The sequence below is a fragment of the Pseudomonas sp. GW823-FHT01D03 genome (genome assembly GCF_058798255.1).
In genome coordinates, this window is sequence record NZ_JBXAKK010000001.1 from 197965 (window position 1) to 217729 (window position 19765).

The 19765-nt window shown below is 60.2% G+C and carries 16 protein-coding genes; 6 read left to right on the plus strand and 10 right to left on the minus strand.

Going from position 1 to position 19765, the window contains the following annotated elements:
- Position 1: 1 nt before the first annotated feature.
- From AC1RBR_RS00855 to AC1RBR_RS00880, 6 genes are read left to right on the plus strand one after another with little or no spacing between them, the layout of a single operon-like run.
- Positions 2-1444: a mannose-1-phosphate guanylyltransferase/mannose-6-phosphate isomerase gene (locus AC1RBR_RS00855; protein ID WP_492562543.1), complete on the plus strand. Its 1443-nt coding sequence runs from the start codon at positions 2-4 to the stop codon at positions 1442-1444.
- Entirely contained in the window at positions 1444-2241 is a 798-nt protein-coding gene (locus tag AC1RBR_RS00860; RefSeq protein WP_492562544.1) for an ABC transporter permease, read from the plus strand. The genes AC1RBR_RS00855 and AC1RBR_RS00860 overlap by 1 nt, the downstream gene beginning before the upstream one ends.
- On the plus strand, positions 2241-3506 hold the full coding sequence (locus tag AC1RBR_RS00865) for an ABC transporter ATP-binding protein (RefSeq protein ID WP_492562545.1): 1266 nt from the start codon (positions 2241-2243) through the stop codon (positions 3504-3506). Before AC1RBR_RS00860 ends, AC1RBR_RS00865 begins: the two co-directional genes overlap by 1 nt.
- Positions 3503-4879 carry a glycosyltransferase family 4 protein gene (locus AC1RBR_RS00870; protein ID WP_492562547.1) on the plus strand — a complete coding sequence of 459 codons (1377 nt, stop codon included), beginning with the start codon at positions 3503-3505 and terminating at the stop codon, positions 4877-4879. Before AC1RBR_RS00865 ends, AC1RBR_RS00870 begins: the two co-directional genes overlap by 4 nt.
- Entirely contained in the window at positions 4863-5993 is a 1131-nt protein-coding gene (locus AC1RBR_RS00875; RefSeq protein WP_492562548.1) for a glycosyltransferase family 4 protein, read from the plus strand. Before AC1RBR_RS00870 ends, AC1RBR_RS00875 begins: the two co-directional genes overlap by 17 nt.
- The gene (locus AC1RBR_RS00880) at positions 5994-7124 is read left to right on the plus strand and encodes a glycosyltransferase family 4 protein (RefSeq protein WP_492562550.1); all 1131 of its coding nucleotides are present in this window, start codon (positions 5994-5996) and stop codon (positions 7122-7124) included.
- Between the two features lie 144 nt (positions 7125-7268).
- On the opposite strand, the gene AC1RBR_RS00885 is transcribed toward AC1RBR_RS00880, so the two are convergent.
- The 10 genes from AC1RBR_RS00885 to atpA all read right to left on the minus strand — a co-directional run bounded on the left by AC1RBR_RS00885 (position 7269) and on the right by atpA (position 19752).
- The gene (locus AC1RBR_RS00885) at positions 7269-9299 is read right to left on the minus strand and encodes a pyridoxamine 5'-phosphate oxidase family protein (RefSeq protein WP_492562551.1); all 2031 of its coding nucleotides are present in this window, start codon (positions 9297-9299) and stop codon (positions 7269-7271) included.
- Between the two features lie 60 nt (positions 9300-9359).
- Positions 9360-9986 carry a glutathione S-transferase family protein gene (locus AC1RBR_RS00890; RefSeq protein ID WP_492562553.1) on the minus strand — a complete coding sequence of 209 codons (627 nt, stop codon included), beginning with the start codon at positions 9984-9986 and terminating at the stop codon, positions 9360-9362.
- A 105-nt stretch (positions 9987-10091) separates the two neighbouring features.
- A complete protein-coding gene (locus AC1RBR_RS00895) occupies positions 10092-11018 on the minus strand; it encodes a LysR family transcriptional regulator (RefSeq protein ID WP_492562555.1) in 927 nt (308 codons plus the stop codon).
- Positions 11019-11093: 75 nt separating this feature from the next.
- Positions 11094-12926 (minus strand): glutamine--fructose-6-phosphate transaminase (isomerizing), encoded by a 1833-nt coding sequence (gene glmS / locus AC1RBR_RS00900; RefSeq protein WP_166495142.1) that lies wholly within the window; start codon positions 12924-12926, stop codon positions 11094-11096.
- 2 nt (positions 12927-12928) lie between these two features.
- Positions 12929-13705: a DeoR/GlpR family DNA-binding transcription regulator gene (locus AC1RBR_RS00905; RefSeq protein ID WP_095137804.1), complete on the minus strand. Its 777-nt coding sequence runs from the start codon at positions 13703-13705 to the stop codon at positions 12929-12931.
- A gap of 228 nt (positions 13706-13933) precedes the next feature.
- The gene (glmU, locus tag AC1RBR_RS00910) at positions 13934-15301 is read right to left on the minus strand and encodes a bifunctional UDP-N-acetylglucosamine diphosphorylase/glucosamine-1-phosphate N-acetyltransferase GlmU (RefSeq protein ID WP_492562557.1); all 1368 of its coding nucleotides are present in this window, start codon (positions 15299-15301) and stop codon (positions 13934-13936) included.
- Positions 15302-15418: 117 nt separating this feature from the next.
- Positions 15419-15844, minus strand: coding sequence for a F0F1 ATP synthase subunit epsilon (locus AC1RBR_RS00915; RefSeq protein WP_007954164.1), 426 nt, complete (start codon positions 15842-15844; stop codon positions 15419-15421).
- A 45-nt stretch (positions 15845-15889) separates the two neighbouring features.
- On the minus strand, positions 15890-17269 hold the full coding sequence (gene atpD / locus AC1RBR_RS00920; protein WP_115986439.1) for a F0F1 ATP synthase subunit beta: 1380 nt from the start codon (positions 17267-17269) through the stop codon (positions 15890-15892).
- Between the two features lie 27 nt (positions 17270-17296).
- Complete coding sequence (gene atpG / locus AC1RBR_RS00925) at positions 17297-18157, minus strand: F0F1 ATP synthase subunit gamma (RefSeq protein ID WP_010565870.1); 861 nt, start codon at positions 18155-18157, stop codon at positions 17297-17299.
- Positions 18158-18207: 50 nt separating this feature from the next.
- The gene (atpA, locus tag AC1RBR_RS00930; RefSeq protein WP_047596971.1) at positions 18208-19752 is read right to left on the minus strand and encodes a F0F1 ATP synthase subunit alpha; all 1545 of its coding nucleotides are present in this window, start codon (positions 19750-19752) and stop codon (positions 18208-18210) included.
- Positions 19753-19765 lie beyond the last annotated feature (13 nt).

Consider the following 19765-nt stretch of genomic DNA (forward strand, 5'->3'; position numbering starts at 1 on the left):
CATGCTGATCCCCGTGATTCTGTCCGGCGGTGCCGGTACTCGTCTGTGGCCGGTGTCCCGCGAGGGCCATCCCAAGCCGTTCATGACCCTGCCCGACGGCCAGTCGCTGCTGGGCAAGACCTATCAGCGTGCCGCCGCATTGCTCGACGGCTGGGGCGACATCGTCACGGTGACCAACCGCGAGTACTACTTCCAGAGCAAGGATCACTATTTCGCCGCTCATGTGTCGCGCCATCGCGGGCATTTCCTGCTGGAGCCGACCGGGCGCAACACCGCCCCGGCGATTGCTGCGGCAGCCCTGTCGCTGCAGGCGCTGCACGGCGACGATGCGATCATGGTGGTGATGCCCGCCGATCATCTGATCGTTAATCAGCAAGCCCTCAAGAGCGCCGTCGAACACGCGGTCAACCTGGCGAAGGACGGTTACCTGGTGACCTTCGGCGTGTTGCCGACCGCCCCGGAAACCGGCTTCGGCTACATCGAAACCGGCGCGCCCCTCGACGCCAAAGGCGCGGCGAAAGTGCAGCGCTTCGTGGAAAAGCCCGACCTGCAAACGGCCACGCATTACCTGGAAAGCGGCAACTTCCTGTGGAACTCAGGCATGTTCTGCTTCACCACCGCGACCCTGATCAACGAACTGCAACTGCACGCCCCGGAGCTGCTGGAACAGACCCGCGCCTGCATGGAGGCCAGCGCCGCGGTGGAAACCGTCGGCTGTCTGCAACAGGAACTGTCGCCGACACTGTTCGCTGAAATCACCGACATCTCCATCGATTACGCGTTGATGGAGCGCTCCGACAAAGTCGTGGTGGTGCCCGCCGGTTTCGACTGGAGCGACATCGGTTCGTGGGGCGCCGTGGCAGCGCTGGTACCGGCCGATGCCGACAATAATCGCGCCAGCGGCGAAGCGGTCTTCATCGACAGCCACAACAACTTCGTGCAGAGCGAAGGCCGACTGGTGGCCGCCGTCGGTGTGGATAACCTGATCATCGTCGACACCGCCGACGCGGTGCTGGTGGCCCATGCCGACCGTGCCCAGGATGTGCGACGCGTTGCCAAACAGCTCAAGGACAAATCCCACGAAGCCTACCGCCTGCATCGCACGGTCAGCCGTCCGTGGGGCACCTACACCGTGCTCGAGGAAGGCCCGCGCTTCAAGATCAAGCGCATCGTGGTCAAGCCCGGCGGCAAGCTGTCGCTGCAGATGCACCATCACCGCAACGAACACTGGGTGGTGGTCGAAGGCATGGCCAAGGTCACCAACAACGGCAGCGGCACGCATCTGGTGGCCAAGAACGAATCGACGTTCATTGCCGCTGGACACCGACATCGTCTGGAAAACCCCGGGGTGATCGACCTGGTGATCATCGAGGTGCAAAGCGGCGAATACCTGGGTGAAGACGACATCGTGCGCTTCGAAGACCAATACGGCAGGACGGTTTGATGCTGCTTTCGCTGTATCGCTCGCTGCGCAGCTACCGCGGATTCATCCTCGGCAGCGTCAAGCGGGAGTTTCAGGCGCGTTATCGCAATTCGCTGTTCGGCGCGCTGTGGACCGTGCTCAATCCGTTGTCGATGATCGTCGTGTACACGGTGATCTTTTCCCAGATCATGCGCGCGCGCCTGCCGGGCGTAGACGACGGCCTGGCCTACAGCGTGTACCTGTGCGCCGGCCTGCTGACCTGGGGGCTGTTCGCGGAAATCACCTCGCGCAGCCAGAGCATGTTTCTGGAAAACGCCAACCTGCTGAAGAAAATCAGCTTCCCGCGCATCTGCCTGCCGGTGATTGCGCTGCTCAACGCCGGGATCAACTTCGCGATCATCCTAGCGCTGTTCTTCGGTTTTCTGCTGATCAGCGGACGCCTGCCGGGCATGGCCTTGCTGGCGCTGATCCCACTGTTGCTGGTGCAGGTGATCTTTGCGGCCGGGCTGGGGATGATCCTCGGCATCCTCAACGTATTCTTTCGCGATGTCGGGCAGATGTTCGGCATCTGCCTGCAGTTCTGGTTCTGGCTGACACCTATCGTTTACCCGCTGTCGATCCTGCCGCCGGGCATCCAGCACCTGATCAGCCTCAACCCGATGACGGCGCTGATGACCAGCTACCAGAACCTGTTCCTCTACAACCAGTGGCCGAACTGGCCGTCGCTGCTGCCGTTGCTGATCCTCGGCCTGCTGTTCTGCGCCCTGGCCCTGCGCCTGTTCCGGCAGCGTGTCGGCGAAATGGTGGATGAACTCTGATGGGGCATATACGCGTCAGTGGCCTGGGCAAGGCCTACAAGCAATACCCCAATCGCTGGAGCCGGCTGTTCGAGTGGCTGGTGCCGTTTTCCGGCATCCGGCACCACTTGCACTGGGTCCTGCAGGACATCGATTTCGAGATTCAACCCGGTGAAGCGGTCGGCATCGTCGGGGTCAACGGCGCAGGCAAAAGCACGCTGCTGAAGATGATCACCGGCACCACGCAACCCAGCTGCGGGCAGATTCAATTGCAAGGCCGCGTCGCCGCGCTGCTGGAACTGGGGATGGGCTTTCACCCGGACTTCACCGGCCGCCAGAACGCGTTCATGGCCGGCCAGTTGCTGGGTATGCAGGTCGAAGAGATCGAAGCGCTGATGCCGCAAATCGAGAGCTTTGCCGAAATCGGTGAAGCCATCGATCACCCGGTGCGCACCTATTCCAGCGGCATGCAGATGCGCCTGGCCTTCAGTGTTGCCACCGCCCGGCGTCCGGACATCCTGATCGTCGATGAAGCACTGTCGGTGGGCGACGCCTACTTCCAGCACAAAAGCTTCGAGCGCATCCGCAACTTCCGCAAGGCCGGCACCACGCTGCTGATCGTGTCCCACGACCGCTCGGCGATTCAGTCGATCTGCGACACCGCGATCCTGCTGGAAAACGGCCGCCTGGCCATGCGCGGCAAGCCCGAAGAAGTCATGGACTACTACAACGCCATGCTGGCCCAGCGCGAAGGCCAGATCGTGCGCCAGGAAATGCTCGCCAACGGCCAGGTGCAGACCATTTCCGGCACCGGTGAAGCGGGGATTGTCAGCGTGCGCCTGCTCGACGCTCAAGGGCGCAATCTGGAAGTGGCGGAAGTCGGCCAACCCGTGGTGCTGGAAGTGCAGACCGCCGTGCGGAAGGACATCGAACGGCTGGTGCTGGGTTTTCTGATCAAGGACCGCCTCGGCCAGGCGATCTACGGCATCAATACCCACCGGCAGGATCAGGCGATCAACGACCTGAGCGCGGGGGAACAGGTGACGTTCCGCTTCGCCTTCGACATGCGCCTGGGCAAGGGCAGCTATTCGGTGGCGCTGAGCCTGTCGCGCCTGGATTCGCACCTGGACCGCAACTTCGAATGGCGCGATTACGGTCTGGTCTTCCACGTCATCAACAACCGCCAGGAAGACTTCGTCGGCTGCTCGTGGCTACAGGCCCGAACCGAGATCAGCCGTTCCATTGAAACTACCGCGCAGCAGCCGGACAGGGAGATCTCGCGATGACACGACTGTTGATGGAGTGCACCTACGTTTTCGAACACCCGTCCGCCAATTCGGGGATTCAACGGGTGGTGCGCAACGTTATTCAACAGTTGCCCGAGACCAACGCCGAGCGCGAATGCATCCCGGTGGTAATGCTCGACGGTGCCTTGTATCAGGTGAAAAGCCTGGCGCCGATCAAAACCCCGACAATCAATCTGACCAGCCTGCGGGTGAAGCTGGAACAGTGGGCCAACGGCTTCTGGCTGCGCCATCGCGCGCTCGAACGACGCCGGCCTTTCAGCCAGTCGCATTTCGCCCGGCGGGTGTTGTACGTGCTCTGCCGGCTCACCGCGTTCGCCTGTTTAAGCCTGCCGATGCGCGTGCTCGGGCGCCTGCTCAAGGGTAAAGCGATTCCGAAGCGTTGCGTGCCGTTGCAACATCGGGCCGGCGATCAACTGGTGTTGCTCGACTCCTCCTGGCACGCCAACTTTTTCCCTTTGGCCGAACAACTCAAACGCGATGGCGTCGGTATCGTTTCAGTGATCTACGACCTGATCCCGCTGACCCATCCGCAGTTTTGCGACGAGGGTCTGGTCAAGGTGTTCAACGACTGGTTCGACTGGATCGCGCGCACCGCTGACGGCTATGTCGCGATCTCGACCACTATCCGCGATCAGGTGCGCCAGGAGATGCTGCGCCGGGTCGGCACGCAACAGGTGCAGCAGCGCTGGTTCGATTATTTCCACCTCGGTTCCGAACTGGACCTTAGCGACGCCGCAGCGGAGGTCGATCGCCACCTGCTGAACTTGTTCAAGACCCCGGAGCCAGTATTCCTGATGGTCAGCACCATCGAGCCGCGCAAGAACCACGCCTACCTGCTCGATGCATTCGAACAGGCCTGGGCTGCCGGCTCCACGGCGCGCTTGTGCATTGCCGGGAAAATCGGCTGGAAGTGCGAGGCGCTGATCGAGCGGATTCGCCAGCATCCTCAACTGAACCGTCGCCTGTTCATGTTCAACTCACTGTCGGACAAGAGCCTCGAGCACGCCTACTCCCACGCCACTGCGCTGGTGTTCCCGTCGCACGTCGAGGGTTTCGGCCTGCCTTTGGTGGAAGCCATGCAACGCGGGCTGCCGGCGATGGCCAGCGACATCCCGGTGTTCCGCGAAATCGGCGGCGATTACATGGCGTATTTCGATCTGCACAACCCGCAGAGCCTTACCGACCTGGTGCTCGGGATGGAGCGCTCGGGGGAATTTCCGGCGCCCATGAGCCTGGATCAATGGCGCTGGCTGAGCTGGCGCGAAGCAAGCGCGCAACTGGTGCAGCGCATCGAGCGCAACCTGAACCATCCACTGCCCGCATCCGAAGGCCAGCATGCGCATTGCTCTTAACGCGCGGATTCTTCAGGCGCCACGCACCGGCATCGGCCATTACGTCGCCGAACTGGTCCGCGCCTTGCGCGACACAACCGATATCGAAGTGGCGTTGTTCCACGGCTGGGGCTGGAGTTCGGCCTTACCGGAGGCGACCATGCCCGGCTACTCGCGCCTGACGCCATTGCTGCGGCAGATCCCCGGGGCCTATCAGGCGCGGCGCTGGCTGGAGCAGAAACGCTTCGATCAGGGCCGGGCGCAAGGCATTGATCTGTATCACGAGCCGAGCCTGTGGCCGCTGGCCTTCGACGGCCCGACCGTGATCACCCTGCATGACCTGACCCATCTGCATTTTCCTGACACCCAACCGGCGGCGCGCCTCAAGGAAATCGAACGGCGCCTGACCGTTGGCGTGCAACAGGCGCAACGGATCATCACCGACTCGCAGGCGATTGCCAACGAGGCCCAAGCCTGGTTCGGTCTGCCGGCCGAGCGCTTTGTGGTGGCACCACTGGGTGTGGCCGAACGCTTCCACCCACGAGAACCGGACACCATCGACGCGGTGCTCAAGGCGCATGCCGTTGCCCCGCGTGAGTATTTCCTGTGTGTCGGCACCCTGGAACCGCGCAAGAATCTGAGCCTGGCGCTGCGTGCCCACGCTCTGCTACCGGAGGCCGTGCGCCAGCGTTTTCCTCTTCTGATCGTCGGCATGGCCGGTTGGCAACAGACGCAGTTCAGCGATGAACTGCGCCAGGCCCTGGCCTCAGGGCACGTTTGCCTGCTTGGTTATCTGCCGGATGAACAGCTCGCACAACTGCTGGCAGGCGCCCGTGCGCTGGTGTTTCCGTCGTTGTATGAAGGCTTCGGTTTGCCGGTACTGGAAGCCATGGCCAGTGGCACCCCGGTGATCCTCACCCGTTCTTCAGCCATGCCGGAGGTCGCCGGGGCGGCAGGCAAATACATTGAACCTGACGATGCACACGGCTTGCGCGATGCGCTCAACCGTCTGATCGATGATCAAGCGCATTGGCAGGCCTGCCGAGAAGCCGGATTGCACCGGACGCGGCTTTTTTCCTGGGAACGTTGTGCACAGGCCACCGCCAGTGCCTACCGCCAGGCCATGGGAGGCTGAATGCGAGTTCTTCATTTCTACAAGACGTACCTGCCAGATTCGGTCGGCGGCATCGAACAAGTGATCTTCCAGTTCTGCGAAAGCGGCGCGCGTCACGGCATCGACGGCCAGGTGCTGACCCTCAGCGCCGACCCGACCCCGCCCGTAGTGCAACTGGGCCGACACGAAGTGCATCGCGCCAGACTCGACATCCAGTTCGCCTCCACCGGGTTTTCCCGGAGCGTGTTCAAACAGTTTCGCGAGCTTGCCGCCGAAGCCGACGTGGTCAACTACCACTTCCCGTGGCCGTTCATGGATCTGGTGCATTTCGTCAGCGGCATGAACAAACCGAGCGTGGTGACCTATCACTCGGACATCATTCGCCAGAAACATCTGCTCAAACTCTACAGGCCGCTGATGAACCGTTTTCTCGCCAGCGCCGACCGGATTGTCGCGGCCTCGCCCAACTATCTGTACACCAGTGACGTGTTGCAGCAGTTCCAGGACAAGACCCGGGTGATTACATACGGTTTGAACAAGGCCGGTTATCCACAGACTGACAGCGAACGGATGAATCGCTGGCGCCAGCAGCTTGGGGATAAGTTTTTCCTGTTCGTCGGAGTCATGCGTTATTACAAGGGCTTGCACATCCTCCTCGATGCCTTGAAGGACGTGGACTATCCAGTGGTCATCGTCGGTGCCGGACCACTGGAACTGGAGTTGCACGCCCAGGCTGCGGCGCTGGGCCTGCGCAATATCCACTTCCTCGGGCGCCTGGGCGATGAAGACAAGGTCGCCCTGTTGCAACTGAGCTACGCCATCGTCTTCCCGTCGCACCTGCGTTCTGAAGCGTTCGGCATTTCGCTGCTCGAAGGCGCGATGTACGGCAAACCGATGATCTCCAGCGAAATCGGCACCGGCACCAGCTACATCAATATCCACAACGAAACCGGGCTGGTGGTGCCTCCGAGCAATCCACAGGCATTTCGCGAGGCGATGCGTAGCCTCTGGGAAAACCCTGAACGCGCAGCAGCCATGGGCATAAAGGCCGAGGCGCGTTACCGGCAGTTGTTTACCGCCGACGAGATGGGCCGCAAGTGGACCGAGTTGTATCAGGAGCTGCTGGAAGAGAAAGACCTGTCTTACGCCTGATCCCGTTGCTGAAACACATCACCCTGTGGGAGCGGGCTTGCTCGCGAAAGCGGTCTTTCAGTAAACAATGATGTCGACTGATCTGACGCCTTCGCGAGCAAGCCCGCTCCCACAGGGGGGGTGGTAGTGATTTCAGATGATCCGTCAGAGATCCAGCACCAGCAATTGCTCACTCTGCGCCGGCACCGCGCAACAAATCAGCACGTGCCCCGCTTCTGGCATGTCTGCCGGTGCCTGTGGATAATTCACCGCGCCACTGACCAGACGTGTCTTGCAGGTGCCGCACGAACCTCCCCGGCAACTGAACTCAGGGCGCAGTCCCCGGCTTTCTGCGAGCTCCAGCAAACTGCCGCCATCCGGCTGCCAGCGCGCCTCTTTGGCAGAACGCTCGAACATCACCGGCACTGAGGTGATGGCGGCCGGTGGTTGCTCAATGACCAGCGCATCCGGGTCCGGCTGGCGCTTGAGCGTCGAGGGGCCGAAGGTTTCGGCGTGAATCTGCGCATCGCGCACATCCAGCTCGCGCAGGCTGTCGTAGACACTTTGGGTAAAAGCGCCGGGGCCACAGACAGCAAAATCGATCTGGTCGTAATCCTCGACCTCCAGCAGATCGCGCAGCAGTGCCCCATCAATGCGCCCATGGCGGTCGAAATCTTCGCCCTCGTGCACATCGGCTTCCGGCTGGCTGAGCAGGCGAATCACCCGTACCGCGTCGCCAGCACTTTCCAGCAAGCGATCGATTTCTTCGCGAAACGGCTGATCGGCCAGGCTGCGTGAACTCTGCAGCAACCACGTCGGCCGAATCCGCCGCGTGCGCAGGCCTTGGTACATCACCTCACGCAGCATCGACAGCAACGGCGTGATGCCAACCCCCGCCGCCAGCAGCACCAACGGCCGGTGTTCCAGCGGTGCCACAGTAAAGTGCCCCTGTGGTGCCCGAGCCTCAAGAACATCGCCGACCCGGATCTGCTGGTGCAAGTGGCCTGAAATCAGGCCCTCGCGTTTCACACTGATGCGCAGGAAATCATCCGATGGCGCACTCGACAGGCTGTAAGTGCGGATATGCGTTTCACCGTACAGAGTGAAACGCAGCGGCAGATGCTGGCCGGCCTGAAACACCGGCATTCCTGCGCCATCGTCCGGTTGCAGATAGATCGAACGAATGTGCTGGCTCTCCCTTTCGATGCGGGTCACCCGCAGCGGCCGCCAGCGGTCACCCAGCGCTTTGGCCTGCAAGCGTGCATCGGCCTGGGCCCAGGTGCCGGTCAGCAGGCTGGTGGGTGACATGCCGTCGAAGCGCCAGCGCAAGGCCAGTGCCGCCGGACGCCGCACCAGTTTCTCCACCTCGAATGTCCACAGGCGCTCGGCGCCCTGGAACGCTTCGATCTGCGGCCCGTCGAGGATGATCTCGGTTCGCCCGCTCAGTTGCAGCACATCGCCTGTGGAAAAATCGATGAACAGCAGGCCAGCCTTGGGATTGAGCAGCAGGTTGCCGAGCGTGTTGAAGTGCAGGTTGCCGGCAAAATCCGGGATGGTCAGGCGATTACCTTCAACCCGGACAAACCCGGCCTGCCCACCGCGATGCGAAACATCCACCGCACGTTGTCCCTCCGCATCGACGTAACTGGCGACAAAGAAGGTATCGGCGCCTTCGATCATGACTCTGGCCGCATCATCAAGACCATCGCGGTGCTGCGCTGGCCGCGTCTGCGGATCGGTCAGCGGTACGCGCTGAAACTGGCGTAGCTGGATGTATTGCGGACAGTTGCCGAAAGCCTGATCCACGCTCACCTCGAAACCCTGCACGGTCAGATTGTCGACATGACCGTTGAGGCGATTGCGGCGGCGGGTATGCAATTCAATGCCGAGCAACCCGATCGGCTCGCCATTGCGCAATTGCGCCGGATCATCGGCAGCGGGTTGGCTGGCGAAATGCAGATGCTCGGGATCAGGCGAATGCGCAAATCCCGGCGCGCCTTCGAGCACACTGGCCCAAGGACGCCCGTCGGTATCGACCGCGCCGTACAGCATGAACGGTAACTGCTCATAAAAGGCGCGGTGCTGATCCGGCATCCAGTCACGAATCACTTTTCGGCCGAAGGCCTCCATGCGCTCGGCAACGCCGACATGGGCCTGCAGTTGTTGCTCGCCAGCGTGCCACGGTGAACGTTCCATCACGCATCTCCCCGCGCCACCGGCGCATTGTGGATAACTCGATCAGATCGGGCCGACCTCTCAGGCAGTCTTTTGCAGACCGGCGACCGTGCGCGGCATTCCGACAAAACCGGGCAAGGCTTCGATACGCGCCAGCCAGGCACGCACGTTGGCGTAGTCGTCCAGCGACACGTTGCCTTCCGGCGCGTGGGCGATGTAGCTGTAGGCGGACACGTCGGCGATGGTCGGCTCGCTGCCGGCCAGATACGGGGTTTTGCCCAGCTCCACCTCCATCACCTTGAGCAGGTTGTGCGCACGGGTAATCGCTTCTTCAGCATTCAACTGTGCGCCAAATACCGTCACCAATCGTGCAGCAGCAGGTCCGAAAGCAATCGGCCCTGCTGCGGCCGACAACCAGCGCTGCACCCGTGCCGCACCGACCGGATCGCTTGGCAGCCAACGACCGTGGCCGTACTTCTGCGCCAGATACACCAGAATCGCATTGGAATCGGCCAGCACCACGCCGCCGTCGTCGATCGCCGGTACCTGGCCAAAACTATTGATCGCCAGATATGCCGGCTGCTTGTGCTCACCCTTGGCCAGATCAACGAAGATCAGCTCGGTCGGCAGTTGCAGCAGGGACAACATCAGCTCGACACGGTGGGCGTGGCCGGAACGTGGAAAGTTGTAGAGTTTGATCGCTTGCATGGTCGACTCCGCTGAACAGGGGCGCCGCTGCGGGAATGAGAGCGCCGATGGAGGCCATCTTCCCCCTATCGCGAAAAGAACAGAATCACCAGAAACTGCAATCGATTATTTCATTGGGCGCAATAACGCGGCGCCTTTCAAAGCAGGGTGTTCGCGTAAAGCCTCGGCAGTGAAATCGACAAAACTGCAAATCCGCGCTGGCGCTTTGCGCCCGCCCTGATACACCACATGGATCGGCAGCGGCGGCAGTTCAAATTCGGCGAGGACGATTTCCAGCTCACCGGTCGCGATTTTGCTGGCGACCTGATAAGACAGCACCCGGGTCAAGCCCAGCCCCATGCAGGCTGCGGTAATCGCTGCCTGATTGGCGGTCACGATCAGACGCGGCTCAGGACGCACGCTGAGCGGTTCGCCAGCGTCGAGAAACGGCCAACTGCGTTGCTGGCCAATGGCCGAAGTCGCCACCACAGGCGCACCCGACAACGCGTGAGGATGAACCGGGCGGCCATACTCGGCAAAATATTCGGGAGAGCCGCAAATGACCCGACGCACCTCACCCACGCGAATCGCATGCTGGTTGCTGTCCGGCAGATCACCAATGCGCACCGCAACATCGATGCCCTCCTCGACCATGTTGACGATCCGATCGACCAGTACCGCGTTGATCGTGACGTCTGGATACTGCGCGAGATAACGCGCCATCAACGGCGTCACAAACAAGTCACCGAACAGCACTGGCGCCGTCACCGTCAATTGCCCACGAGGCTGGGCATGACTGCCCGCCGCCGAATCCTCGGCTTCCTGCACCTCGGCAAGAATTCTCCGACAGTCTTCCAGATAACGCTGACCGGCCTCGCTCAGATGCACAGTGCGCGTGGTACGAATCAACAACTGCGTACCGATACGCTGCTCCAGCGCCGCCACCGCTCGGGTGACACTCGCTGCGGACAAGCCAAGACGTCGCGCCGCTGCCGAGAAGCCTTGCTCCTGAGCCACGGTGGCGAAGATCTGCATTTCCTGGAAACGGTCCATGGACGGCCTCGATTCAGATACAAAAATCGCAGCCGAGGCTGCGATTTTTGCGGGTCAATGTCAGCTGTGGATAACTTATTCCACCGTCACCGACTTCGCCAGGTTGCGTGGCTGGTCGACGTCAGTGCCTTTGAGTACGGCGACGTAGTACGACAGCAACTGCAGCGGGATGGTGTAGAGGATCGGCGAGAGGATGTCGTGGATATGCGGCATCTGCACCACGTGGGTGCCTTCGCCGTTGGACATCCCGGCCTTCTCGTCGGCGAACACGATCAGTTCACCGCCACGGGCGCGGACTTCCTGCAGGTTGGACTTGAGCTTCTCCAACAGTTCGTTGTTCGGCGCCACGGTGACCACTGGCATGTCGTTATCCACAAGCGCCAGAGGGCCGTGCTTCAACTCACCGGCCGGATAGGCTTCGGCGTGGATGTAGGAGATTTCCTTGAGCTTCAAGGCCCCCTCCATTGCGACCGGGAACTGCGCGCCACGGCCGAGGAACAGGGTGTGGTTCTTCTCGGCGAACAGTTCGGCGATTTTTTCCACGGTGCTGTCCATCGCCAGTGCTTCGCCCAGACGGGTCGGCAGACGACGCAATTCTTCCACCAGCGTGGCTTCAACGTCTTTGCCGAGCGTGCCGCGTACCTGACCCAGCGACAGGGTCAGCAGCAACAGGCCAACCAACTGCGTGGTGAACGCCTTGGTCGAGGCCACACCGATTTCGCGACCAGCCTGGGTCAGCAAAGTCAGGTCGGATTCACGCACCAGCGAACTGATGCCGACGTTGCAGATCGCCAGGCTGGCGAGGAAGCCCAGTTCCTTGGCATTACGCAGCGCGGCCAGGGTGTCGGCGGTTTCGCCGGACTGGGAAATGGTGACGAACAGGGTGTCCGGCTGCACCACCACTTTGCGGTAGCGGAACTCACTGGCGACTTCGACCTGACACGGAATACCGGCCAGTTCTTCGAGCCAGTAACGCGCGACCATACCGGCGTGATAACTAGTACCGCAGGCGACGATCTGCACGTTGCGCACTTTGGCGAACAGTTCGGCAGCCTGTGGACCGAAGGCCTGCACCAATACCTGATTCGGACTCAGACGGCCCTCCAGGGTGCGTTGCACAACGGAGGGTTGCTCATGGATTTCCTTGAGCATGTAGTGGCGGAACTCACCCTTGTCGGCGGCTTCGGCACCATCGCTGTACTGCACGGTCTGGCGCTCGACGGTTTGACCATTTACATCCCAGATCTGCACGCTGTCGCGGCGAATTTCGGCGATATCGCCCTCTTCCAGGTACATGAAGCGGTCAGTGACCTGGCGCAGGGCCAACTGGTCGGACGCGAGGAAGTTCTCGCCCAGGCCCAGACCGATCACCAGCGGGCTGCCACTGCGCGCGGCTACCAGACGATCCGGTTGTTGTGCATTGATCACCGCCAGACCGTAGGCACCGTGCAGTTCCTTGACGGTGGCTTTCAACGCTACGGTCAGGTCAGGTTGATCCTTGAGTTTGTGGCTCAGCAGGTGCGCGATGACTTCGGTATCGGTGTCCGAGGTAAACACGTAACCCAGCGCCTTCAGTTGCTCACGCAGGGCTTCGTGGTTCTCGATGATGCCGTTGTGCACCACGGCAATATCACCGGAGAAATGCGGGTGCGCGTTACGCTCGCAAGGTGCACCATGCGTCGCCCAACGGGTGTGGGCGATACCGAGACGGCCAACCAGCGGCTGTGCAGCCAATGCTGCTTCCAGTTCGCTGACCTTGCCCGGACGACGCATGCGCTCAAGCGTCTGCTCGTTGGTGTAGACCGCCACACCGGCGCTGTCATAGCCGCGGTATTCAAGGCGCTTGAGGCCTTCGAGCAAGATAGCGGTGATATTACGTTCAGCTACTGCGCCGACAATTCCACACATGCTTATTTCTCCTGACTGACAGCCGCGCAAATCAAGGTGATACCGCGGGCCTGAATCTGATCGCGGGCCTCTTGTGGCAGGCGATCATCGGTAATGAGGGTATGGACACTGCTCCACGGCAGCTCCAGGTTGGGAATCTTGCGACCGATCTTGTCGGCCTCGACCATCACAATCACTTCCCGCGCCACGTCGGCCATCACCCGGCTCAGACCGAGCAACTCGTTGAACGTGGTGGTGCCGCGCACCAGATCGATACCATCGGCGCCGATAAACAACTGGTCAAAGTCGTAAGAGCGTAGTACCTGCTCAGCCACCTGGCCCTGGAAGGACTCCGAATGCGGATCCCAGGTGCCGCCGGTCATCAGCAGCACCGGCTCGTGTTCGAGTTCGCTCAGGGCGTTGGCAACATGCAGGGAATTGGTCATGACGACCAGACCCGGCTGCTGGCCAAGCTCGGGGATCATGGCGGCGGTGGTGCTGCCGCTGTCAATAATGATGCGGGCATGCTCGCGGATGCGTTTGACGGCAGCACGGGCAATCGCCTGTTTGTACTTTGAAACGCTTTGGCCCGGTTCCGCGACCAACTCCTGCGGCATGGTGATCGCCCCGCCATAACGACGCAGCAACAGACCATGGCTTTCCAGCGCAGCCAGATCCTTGCGGATCGTAACTTCCGAGGTTTCGAAGCGCTTGGCCAGTTCATCCACACTGACTTCGCCCTGCTCATTCAGCAAAGCGAGGATATTGTGTCGGCGTTGGGGCGTGTTGCGTTTCGACATGACGGTCTAAGTTTCGATTCGAAAGATAACGGAAGCAATCAAAACCTATCGGCCATAAATCGTCAAGCGACAGATCGAAAATTTTAGAAACGACACAGACGAATGTGGGAGCGGGCTTGCTCGCGAATGCGGAGGGTCAGTCACTGAAATGTGAAACTGAAACACCGCATTCGCGAGCAAGCCCGCTCCCACATTTGGATTCAAGCATTAAGTGCAGCTGTGGATAACTCAGCTCCTCTTGATCTTCTCCGGCCGCTTCCAGCCATCGATATTCTTTTGCCGCGCCCGACCAACGGCCAACTGGGCGTTATCCACATTCTGGGTGATGGTCGAACCAGCCGCGGTGGTTGCCCCGGACGAGATATCCACAGGAGCGACCAACGAATTGTTGGAGCCGATGAACACATCTTCGCCCAACACGGTTTTCCACTTGTTGGCGCCATCGTAGTTGCAGGTAATGGTGCCCGCGCCAATGTTGGTGCGGGCGCCGATTTCCGCATCGCCCAGATAGGTCAGATGCCCGGCCTTGGCGCCCTCACCCATGCGCGCGTTTTTCAGTTCGACAAAGTTACCCACATGCGCGCGCGCTTCTAGCACAGTGCCCGGACGCAGACGGGCAAATGGACCGGCATCACTGCCTTCACCAAGAATCGCCCCTTCGATGTGGCTGTTGGCCTTGATCACCACGCCTTTGCGCAGGGTGCTGTCCTTGATCACGCAGTTCGGACCGATCACCACGTCGTCTTCGATGACAACATTGCCTTCGAGGATCACGTTGACGTCGATCAGCACATCGCGACCGACGGTGACTTCGCCACGCACATCGAAACGCGCCGGATCACGCAGGGTCACGCCTTGCGCCATCAGCTGGCGACCAGCGCGCAACTGGTAATGCCGCTCCAGCTCGGAGAGTTGCTTACGATCATTGGCCCCCTGCACTTCCATCGGGTCGTGCGGTTGCTCGGTAGCCACGACCAAGCCGTCATTAACCGCCATTTCGATTACGTCGGTCAGGTAGTACTCGCCTTGCGCGTTGTTGTTCGACAGGCGGCTCATCCAGTCGGCGAGACGATTGGCCGGGACGGCAAGGATGCCGGTGTTGCCTTCGGTGATTGCGCGCTGGGCTTCGCTGGCATCTTTATGCTCAACGATGGCAGCGACCTTACCGTCAGCGTTGCGCACGATGCGACCGTAACCGGTCGGGTCTTCCAGCTCGACGGTCAACAGGCCCATCTGGCCCGGTACGACGTGCTTGAGCAGGCGTTGCAGGGTTTCGACTTCAATCAACGGCACATCGCCGTAAAGAATCAGCACGGTGTCGGCGCTGATAAACGGCACAGCCTGAGCGGTGGCATGACCGGTGCCAAGCTGTTTGTCCTGCAATACGAAATTCAGATCATCAGCCGCCAGGCGCTCACGCACCACATCGGCGCCATGGCCAATGACCACATGGATGCGCTGCGGATCAAGTTGCCGCGCGCTGTGGATAACATGACCAAGCATGGAATTGCCGGCGACCGGGTGCAACACCTTCGGCAATGCCGAGCGCATACGGGTGCCTTGACCGGCCGCGAGGATAACGATTTCGAGAGACATGACTGGCTACCAATCCTGGGTGGTCAGCAATTGCGACCGGGTTGTAAAAATCGGAAAAGAAAAAAGGGTAGCCGAGGCTACCCTTTTTTATCAATCGCACAACAAGTGGCTGACGGATTAACCGCCAAACTTCTTGCGGATCTGCTGGACGGTGCGCAGCTGAGCTGCAGCCTCGGCCAGACGTGCGGACGCAGCTCCGTAATCGAAATCTGCGCTCTTCTCGTGCAGAGCAGCCTCGGCAGCCTTGAGAGCTGCTTGAGCCTGAGCTTCATCCAGGTCGGCGGCACGTTGCACAGTGTCGGCAAGAACCTTGACCATGTTCGGCTGAACCTCGAGGAAACCACCGGAGATGTAGAACACCTCGGCTTCCCCGCCTTGCTTGATCAGGCGGATCGGACCTGGCTTCAGATTAGTGATCAGCGGCGCGTGACCCAGAGCGATACCAAGATCACCCAGTGCACCGTGCGCAATCACCATCTCGACCAGGCCGGAAAAGATTTCCCCTTCCGCACTGACGATATCGCAATGGACTGTCATAGCCATCTGATTGCCTCAACCTAAATTAGCGCCCGTTGCCGGGCGCCGGGATTACAGTTTCTTGGCTTTCTCGATCGCTTCTTCGATGCCGCCAACCATGTAGAACGCTTGTTCTGGCAGGTGGTCGTAGTCACCGTTGAGGATGCCTTTGAAGCCAGCAATGGTGTCTTTCAGGGAAACGTATTTACCCGAAGCACCGGTGAAGACTTCAGCCACGAAGAACGGCTGCGACAAGAAGCGCTGGATCTTACGAGCACGGTTAACCAACTGTTTGTCGGCTTCCGACAGCTCGTCCATACCCAGAATCGCGATGATGTCTTTCAGCTCTTTGTAACGTTGCAGAACGTACTGAACGCCGCGAGCGGTGTCGTAGTGGTCCTGGCCGATTACGTTCGGATCCAGCTGGCGCGAGGTCGAATCCAGTGGATCTACCGCTGGGTAGATACCCAGGGAGGCGATGTCACGGGACAGAACGACGGTGGCGTCCAAGTGGGCGAAGGTGGTCGCTGGCGACGGGTCGGTCAAGTCGTCCGCAGGTACGTATACCGCCTGGATCGAGGTGATCGAACCTTCCTTGGTCGAAGTGATACGTTCCTGCAGAACGCCCATCTCTTCAGCCAGGGTCGGCTGGTAACCTACTGCCGAAGGCATACGGCCCAGCAGTGCGGATACTTCAGTACCGGCCAGGGTGTAACGGTAGATGTTGTCGACGAACAGCAGAACGTCGTTACCTTCGTCACGGAACTTCTCGGCCATGGTCAGGCCGGTCAGGGCTACGCGCAGACGGTTTCCCGGCGGCTCGTTCATCTGACCGTAAACCAGTGCCACTTTGTCCAGAACGTTGGAGTCCTTCATCTCGTGGTAGAAGTCGTTACCCTCACGAGTACGCTCACCCACACCGGCGAACACGGAATAACCGCTGTGCTCGATGGCGATGTTACGGATCAGTTCCATCATGTTTACGGTTTTGCCTACACCGGCACCACCGAACAGACCGACTTTACCGCCTTTGGCGAACGGGCAAACCAGGTCGATAACCTTGATGCCGGTTTCCAGCAGGTCGTTGCCGCCTGCCTGTTCAGCGAACGAAGGTGCTGCGCGGTGAATGCCCCAGCGCTCTTCGGTGGCGATCGGACCGGCTTCGTCGATCGGGTTACCCAGAACGTCCATGATCCGGCCCAGAGTCGCTTTACCGACCGGTACGGAGATGGCTGCGCCAGAATCGGTAACTTCCAGACCGCGCTTCAAGCCCTCGGTGGAACCCATCGCAATGGTACGAACCACGCCGTCGCCCAGCTGTTGCTGAACTTCCAGAGTGGTTTCGGCCGCGCTGACTACTTTCAGCGCGTTGTAGATGCTCGGTACGCTGTCGCGTGGAAATTCCACGTCGATAACGGCGCCGATGATTTGAACGATACGTCCGCTACTCATAGCTGGATCCTCTGAATATTTGAACCGTTAAACCGCGGCAGCGCCGCCGACGATTTCCGAGATCTCTTGGGTGATCGCAGCCTGACGCGCCTTGTTGTAGATCAGCTGCAAATCGCTGATCAAATCACCTGCGTTGTCGGTAGCGTTCTTCATCGCGATCATCCGCGCAGCTTGTTCAGCCGCGTTGTTCTCGACCACCGCCTGGTACACCTGCGACTCCACGTAGCGCACCATCAAGCCGTCAAGCAGCTCTTTGGCGTCTGGTTCGTAGAGGTAGTCCCAGTGGTGCTTGAGTTCTTGATCCGGGGTTGCCACCAGTGGAATCAACTGCTCCACGGTAGGCTGTTGTGTCATGGTGTTGATGAACTTGTTGGATACCACGGACAGGCGATCGATACGGCCCTCCAGGTAGGCATCCAGCATCACCTTGACGCTGCCGATCAAGTCATTGATCGACGGCTCTTCACCCAGGTGGCTGATAGCTGCAACGACGTTACCGCCGAAGTTGCGGAAAAAGGCCGCACCCTTGCTACCGACTACACACAGATCAATCTCGACGCCGTTTTCGCGGTTTACCGCCATGTCCTTGACCAGGGCCTTGAACAGGTTGGTGTTCAAGCCGCCGCACAAACCACGGTCACTGCTCACGACGACATAACCAACGCGCTTTACTTCACGGTCGATCATGAACGGGTGGCGGTATTCCGGGTTGGCGTTGGCCAGATGCCCAATTACCTGGCGGATACGCTCCGCATAAGGACGGCTGGCTGCCATGCGCATTTGTGCCTTGCGCATTTTGCTCACCGCCACTTTTTCCATGGCGCTGGTAATTTTTTGCGTGCTTTTGATGCTCGCAATCTTACTGCGAATCTCTTTTGCGCCTGCCATGTAACACCTATCAGGTTAGCAAGCGGGAGCCTTGCGGCTCCCGCTGCGGCTTACCAGGTTTGGGTGGCCTTGAACTTCTCGATACCGGCTTTCATGCCAGCGTCGATTTCGTCATTGAAGTCACCTTTAACGTTGATCTTGGCCATCAAATCGGCGTGATCGCGGTTGAAGAAAGCAATCAGCGCTTGTTCGAAGCTGCCGATCTTGGCGATTTCAATGTCAGTCAGGAACCCACGCTCAGCGGCATACAGCGACAGCGCCATGTCAGCGATCGACATTGGTGCGTATTGCTTCTGCTTCATCAGCTCGGTAACGCGCTGACCATGCTCAAGTTGCTTGCGGGTCGCTTCGTCCAGGTCAGAAGCGAACTGGGCGAATGCCGCCAGTTCGCGGTACTGAGCCAGGGCGGTACGGATACCACCGGACAGCTTCTTGATGATCTTGGTCTGAGCGGCACCACCCACACGGGATACCGAAACACCGGCGTTCACTGCAGGGCGGATGCCCGAGTTGAACATGGCCGATTCCAGGAAGATCTGACCGTCGGTGATGGAAATCACGTTGGTCGGAACGAACGCGGAAACGTCGCCAGCCTGGGTTTCGATGATCGGCAGTGCGGTCAGGGAACCGGTTTTGCCGGTCACTGCGCCGTTGGTGAACTTCTCTACGTACTCTTCCGAAACGCGGGATGCACGCTCCAGCAGACGGGAGTGGAGATAGAACACGTCGCCTGGGTAAGCTTCACGGCCTGGTGGACGGCGCAGCAGCAGGGAAATCTGGCGGTAAGCCACTGCTTGCTTGGACAGATCGTCATAAACGATCAGCGCGTCTTCACCGCGGTCGCGGAAGAATTCACCCATGGTGCAACCGGAGTACGGTGCCAGGAACTGCAGCGCAGGAGATTCCGAAGCACTGGCAGCCACGATGATCGTGTTGGCCAGGGCGCCGTTTTCTTCCAGCTTGCGAACCACGTTGGCGATGGTCGATTGCTTCTGACCGATGGCTACGTAGACGCAGAAAATGCCGCTGTCTTTCTGGTTGATGATCGCGTCGATCGCCAGAGCGGTTTTACCGATCTGACGGTCACCGATGATCAGCTCACGCTGGCCACGGCCGACAGGGATCATGGCATCGACAGCCTTGTAGCCAGTCTGTACAGGCTGGTCTACCGACTTACGCCAGATCACGCCCGGTGCAACTTTCTCGACCGCGTCGGTCAAGGTGTTGCCCAGTGGACCTTTGCCATCAACAGGGTTACCCAGTGCGTCGACTACGCGACCCAGCAGTTCCTTACCAACCGGAACTTCGAGGATGCGGCCGGTGCACTTGGCGCTCATGCCTTCAGCCAGACTGGTGTATGCGCCCAGTACAACGGCACCTACGGAGTCTTGCTCCAGGTTGAGGGCCATACCGTAGACGCCGCCCGGAAACTCGATCATCTCGCCGTACATGACGTCGGCCAGACCGTGAATCCGCACGATGCCGTCAGATACGCTGACGACAGTGCCTTCGTTACGGGCTTGGGAGGTCACATCGAGCTTGTCGATGCGGCCCTTGATAATTTCACTTATTTCGGAAGGATTGAGTTGCTGCATTGCTCTGCTGCCC

What these genes read in the sequence shown, in the direction of transcription:
- AC1RBR_RS00880 (WP_492562550.1), top strand. Translation starts at nt 5,994, where the DNA reads ATGCGAGTTCTTCATTTCTACAAGACGTACCTGCCAGATTCGGTCGGC.
- AC1RBR_RS00915 (WP_007954164.1), bottom strand. Translation starts at nt 15,844, where the DNA reads ATGGCTATGACAGTCCATTGCGATATCGTCAGTGCGGAAGGGGAAATC.
- AC1RBR_RS00855 (WP_492562543.1), top strand. Translation starts at nt 2, where the DNA reads ATGCTGATCCCCGTGATTCTGTCCGGCGGTGCCGGTACTCGTCTGTGG.
- AC1RBR_RS00865 (WP_492562545.1), top strand. Translation starts at nt 2,241, where the DNA reads ATGGGGCATATACGCGTCAGTGGCCTGGGCAAGGCCTACAAGCAATAC.
- AC1RBR_RS00905 (WP_095137804.1), bottom strand. Translation starts at nt 13,705, where the DNA reads ATGTCGAAACGCAACACGCCCCAACGCCGACACAATATCCTCGCTTTG.
- AC1RBR_RS00895 (WP_492562555.1), bottom strand. Translation starts at nt 11,018, where the DNA reads ATGGACCGTTTCCAGGAAATGCAGATCTTCGCCACCGTGGCTCAGGAG.
- AC1RBR_RS00860 (WP_492562544.1), top strand. Translation starts at nt 1,444, where the DNA reads ATGCTGCTTTCGCTGTATCGCTCGCTGCGCAGCTACCGCGGATTCATC.
- atpG (WP_010565870.1), bottom strand. Translation starts at nt 18,157, where the DNA reads ATGGCAGGCGCAAAAGAGATTCGCAGTAAGATTGCGAGCATCAAAAGC.
- AC1RBR_RS00875 (WP_492562548.1), top strand. Translation starts at nt 4,863, where the DNA reads ATGCGCATTGCTCTTAACGCGCGGATTCTTCAGGCGCCACGCACCGGC.
- atpA (WP_047596971.1), bottom strand. Translation starts at nt 19,752, where the DNA reads ATGCAGCAACTCAATCCTTCCGAAATAAGTGAAATTATCAAGGGCCGC.
- AC1RBR_RS00890 (WP_492562553.1), bottom strand. Translation starts at nt 9,986, where the DNA reads ATGCAAGCGATCAAACTCTACAACTTTCCACGTTCCGGCCACGCCCAC.
- AC1RBR_RS00885 (WP_492562551.1), bottom strand. Translation starts at nt 9,299, where the DNA reads ATGGAACGTTCACCGTGGCACGCTGGCGAGCAACAACTGCAGGCCCAT.
- glmU (WP_492562557.1), bottom strand. Translation starts at nt 15,301, where the DNA reads ATGTCTCTCGAAATCGTTATCCTCGCGGCCGGTCAAGGCACCCGTATG.
- AC1RBR_RS00870 (WP_492562547.1), top strand. Translation starts at nt 3,503, where the DNA reads ATGACACGACTGTTGATGGAGTGCACCTACGTTTTCGAACACCCGTCC.
- atpD (WP_115986439.1), bottom strand. Translation starts at nt 17,269, where the DNA reads ATGAGTAGCGGACGTATCGTTCAAATCATCGGCGCCGTTATCGACGTG.
- glmS (WP_166495142.1), bottom strand. Translation starts at nt 12,926, where the DNA reads ATGTGTGGAATTGTCGGCGCAGTAGCTGAACGTAATATCACCGCTATC.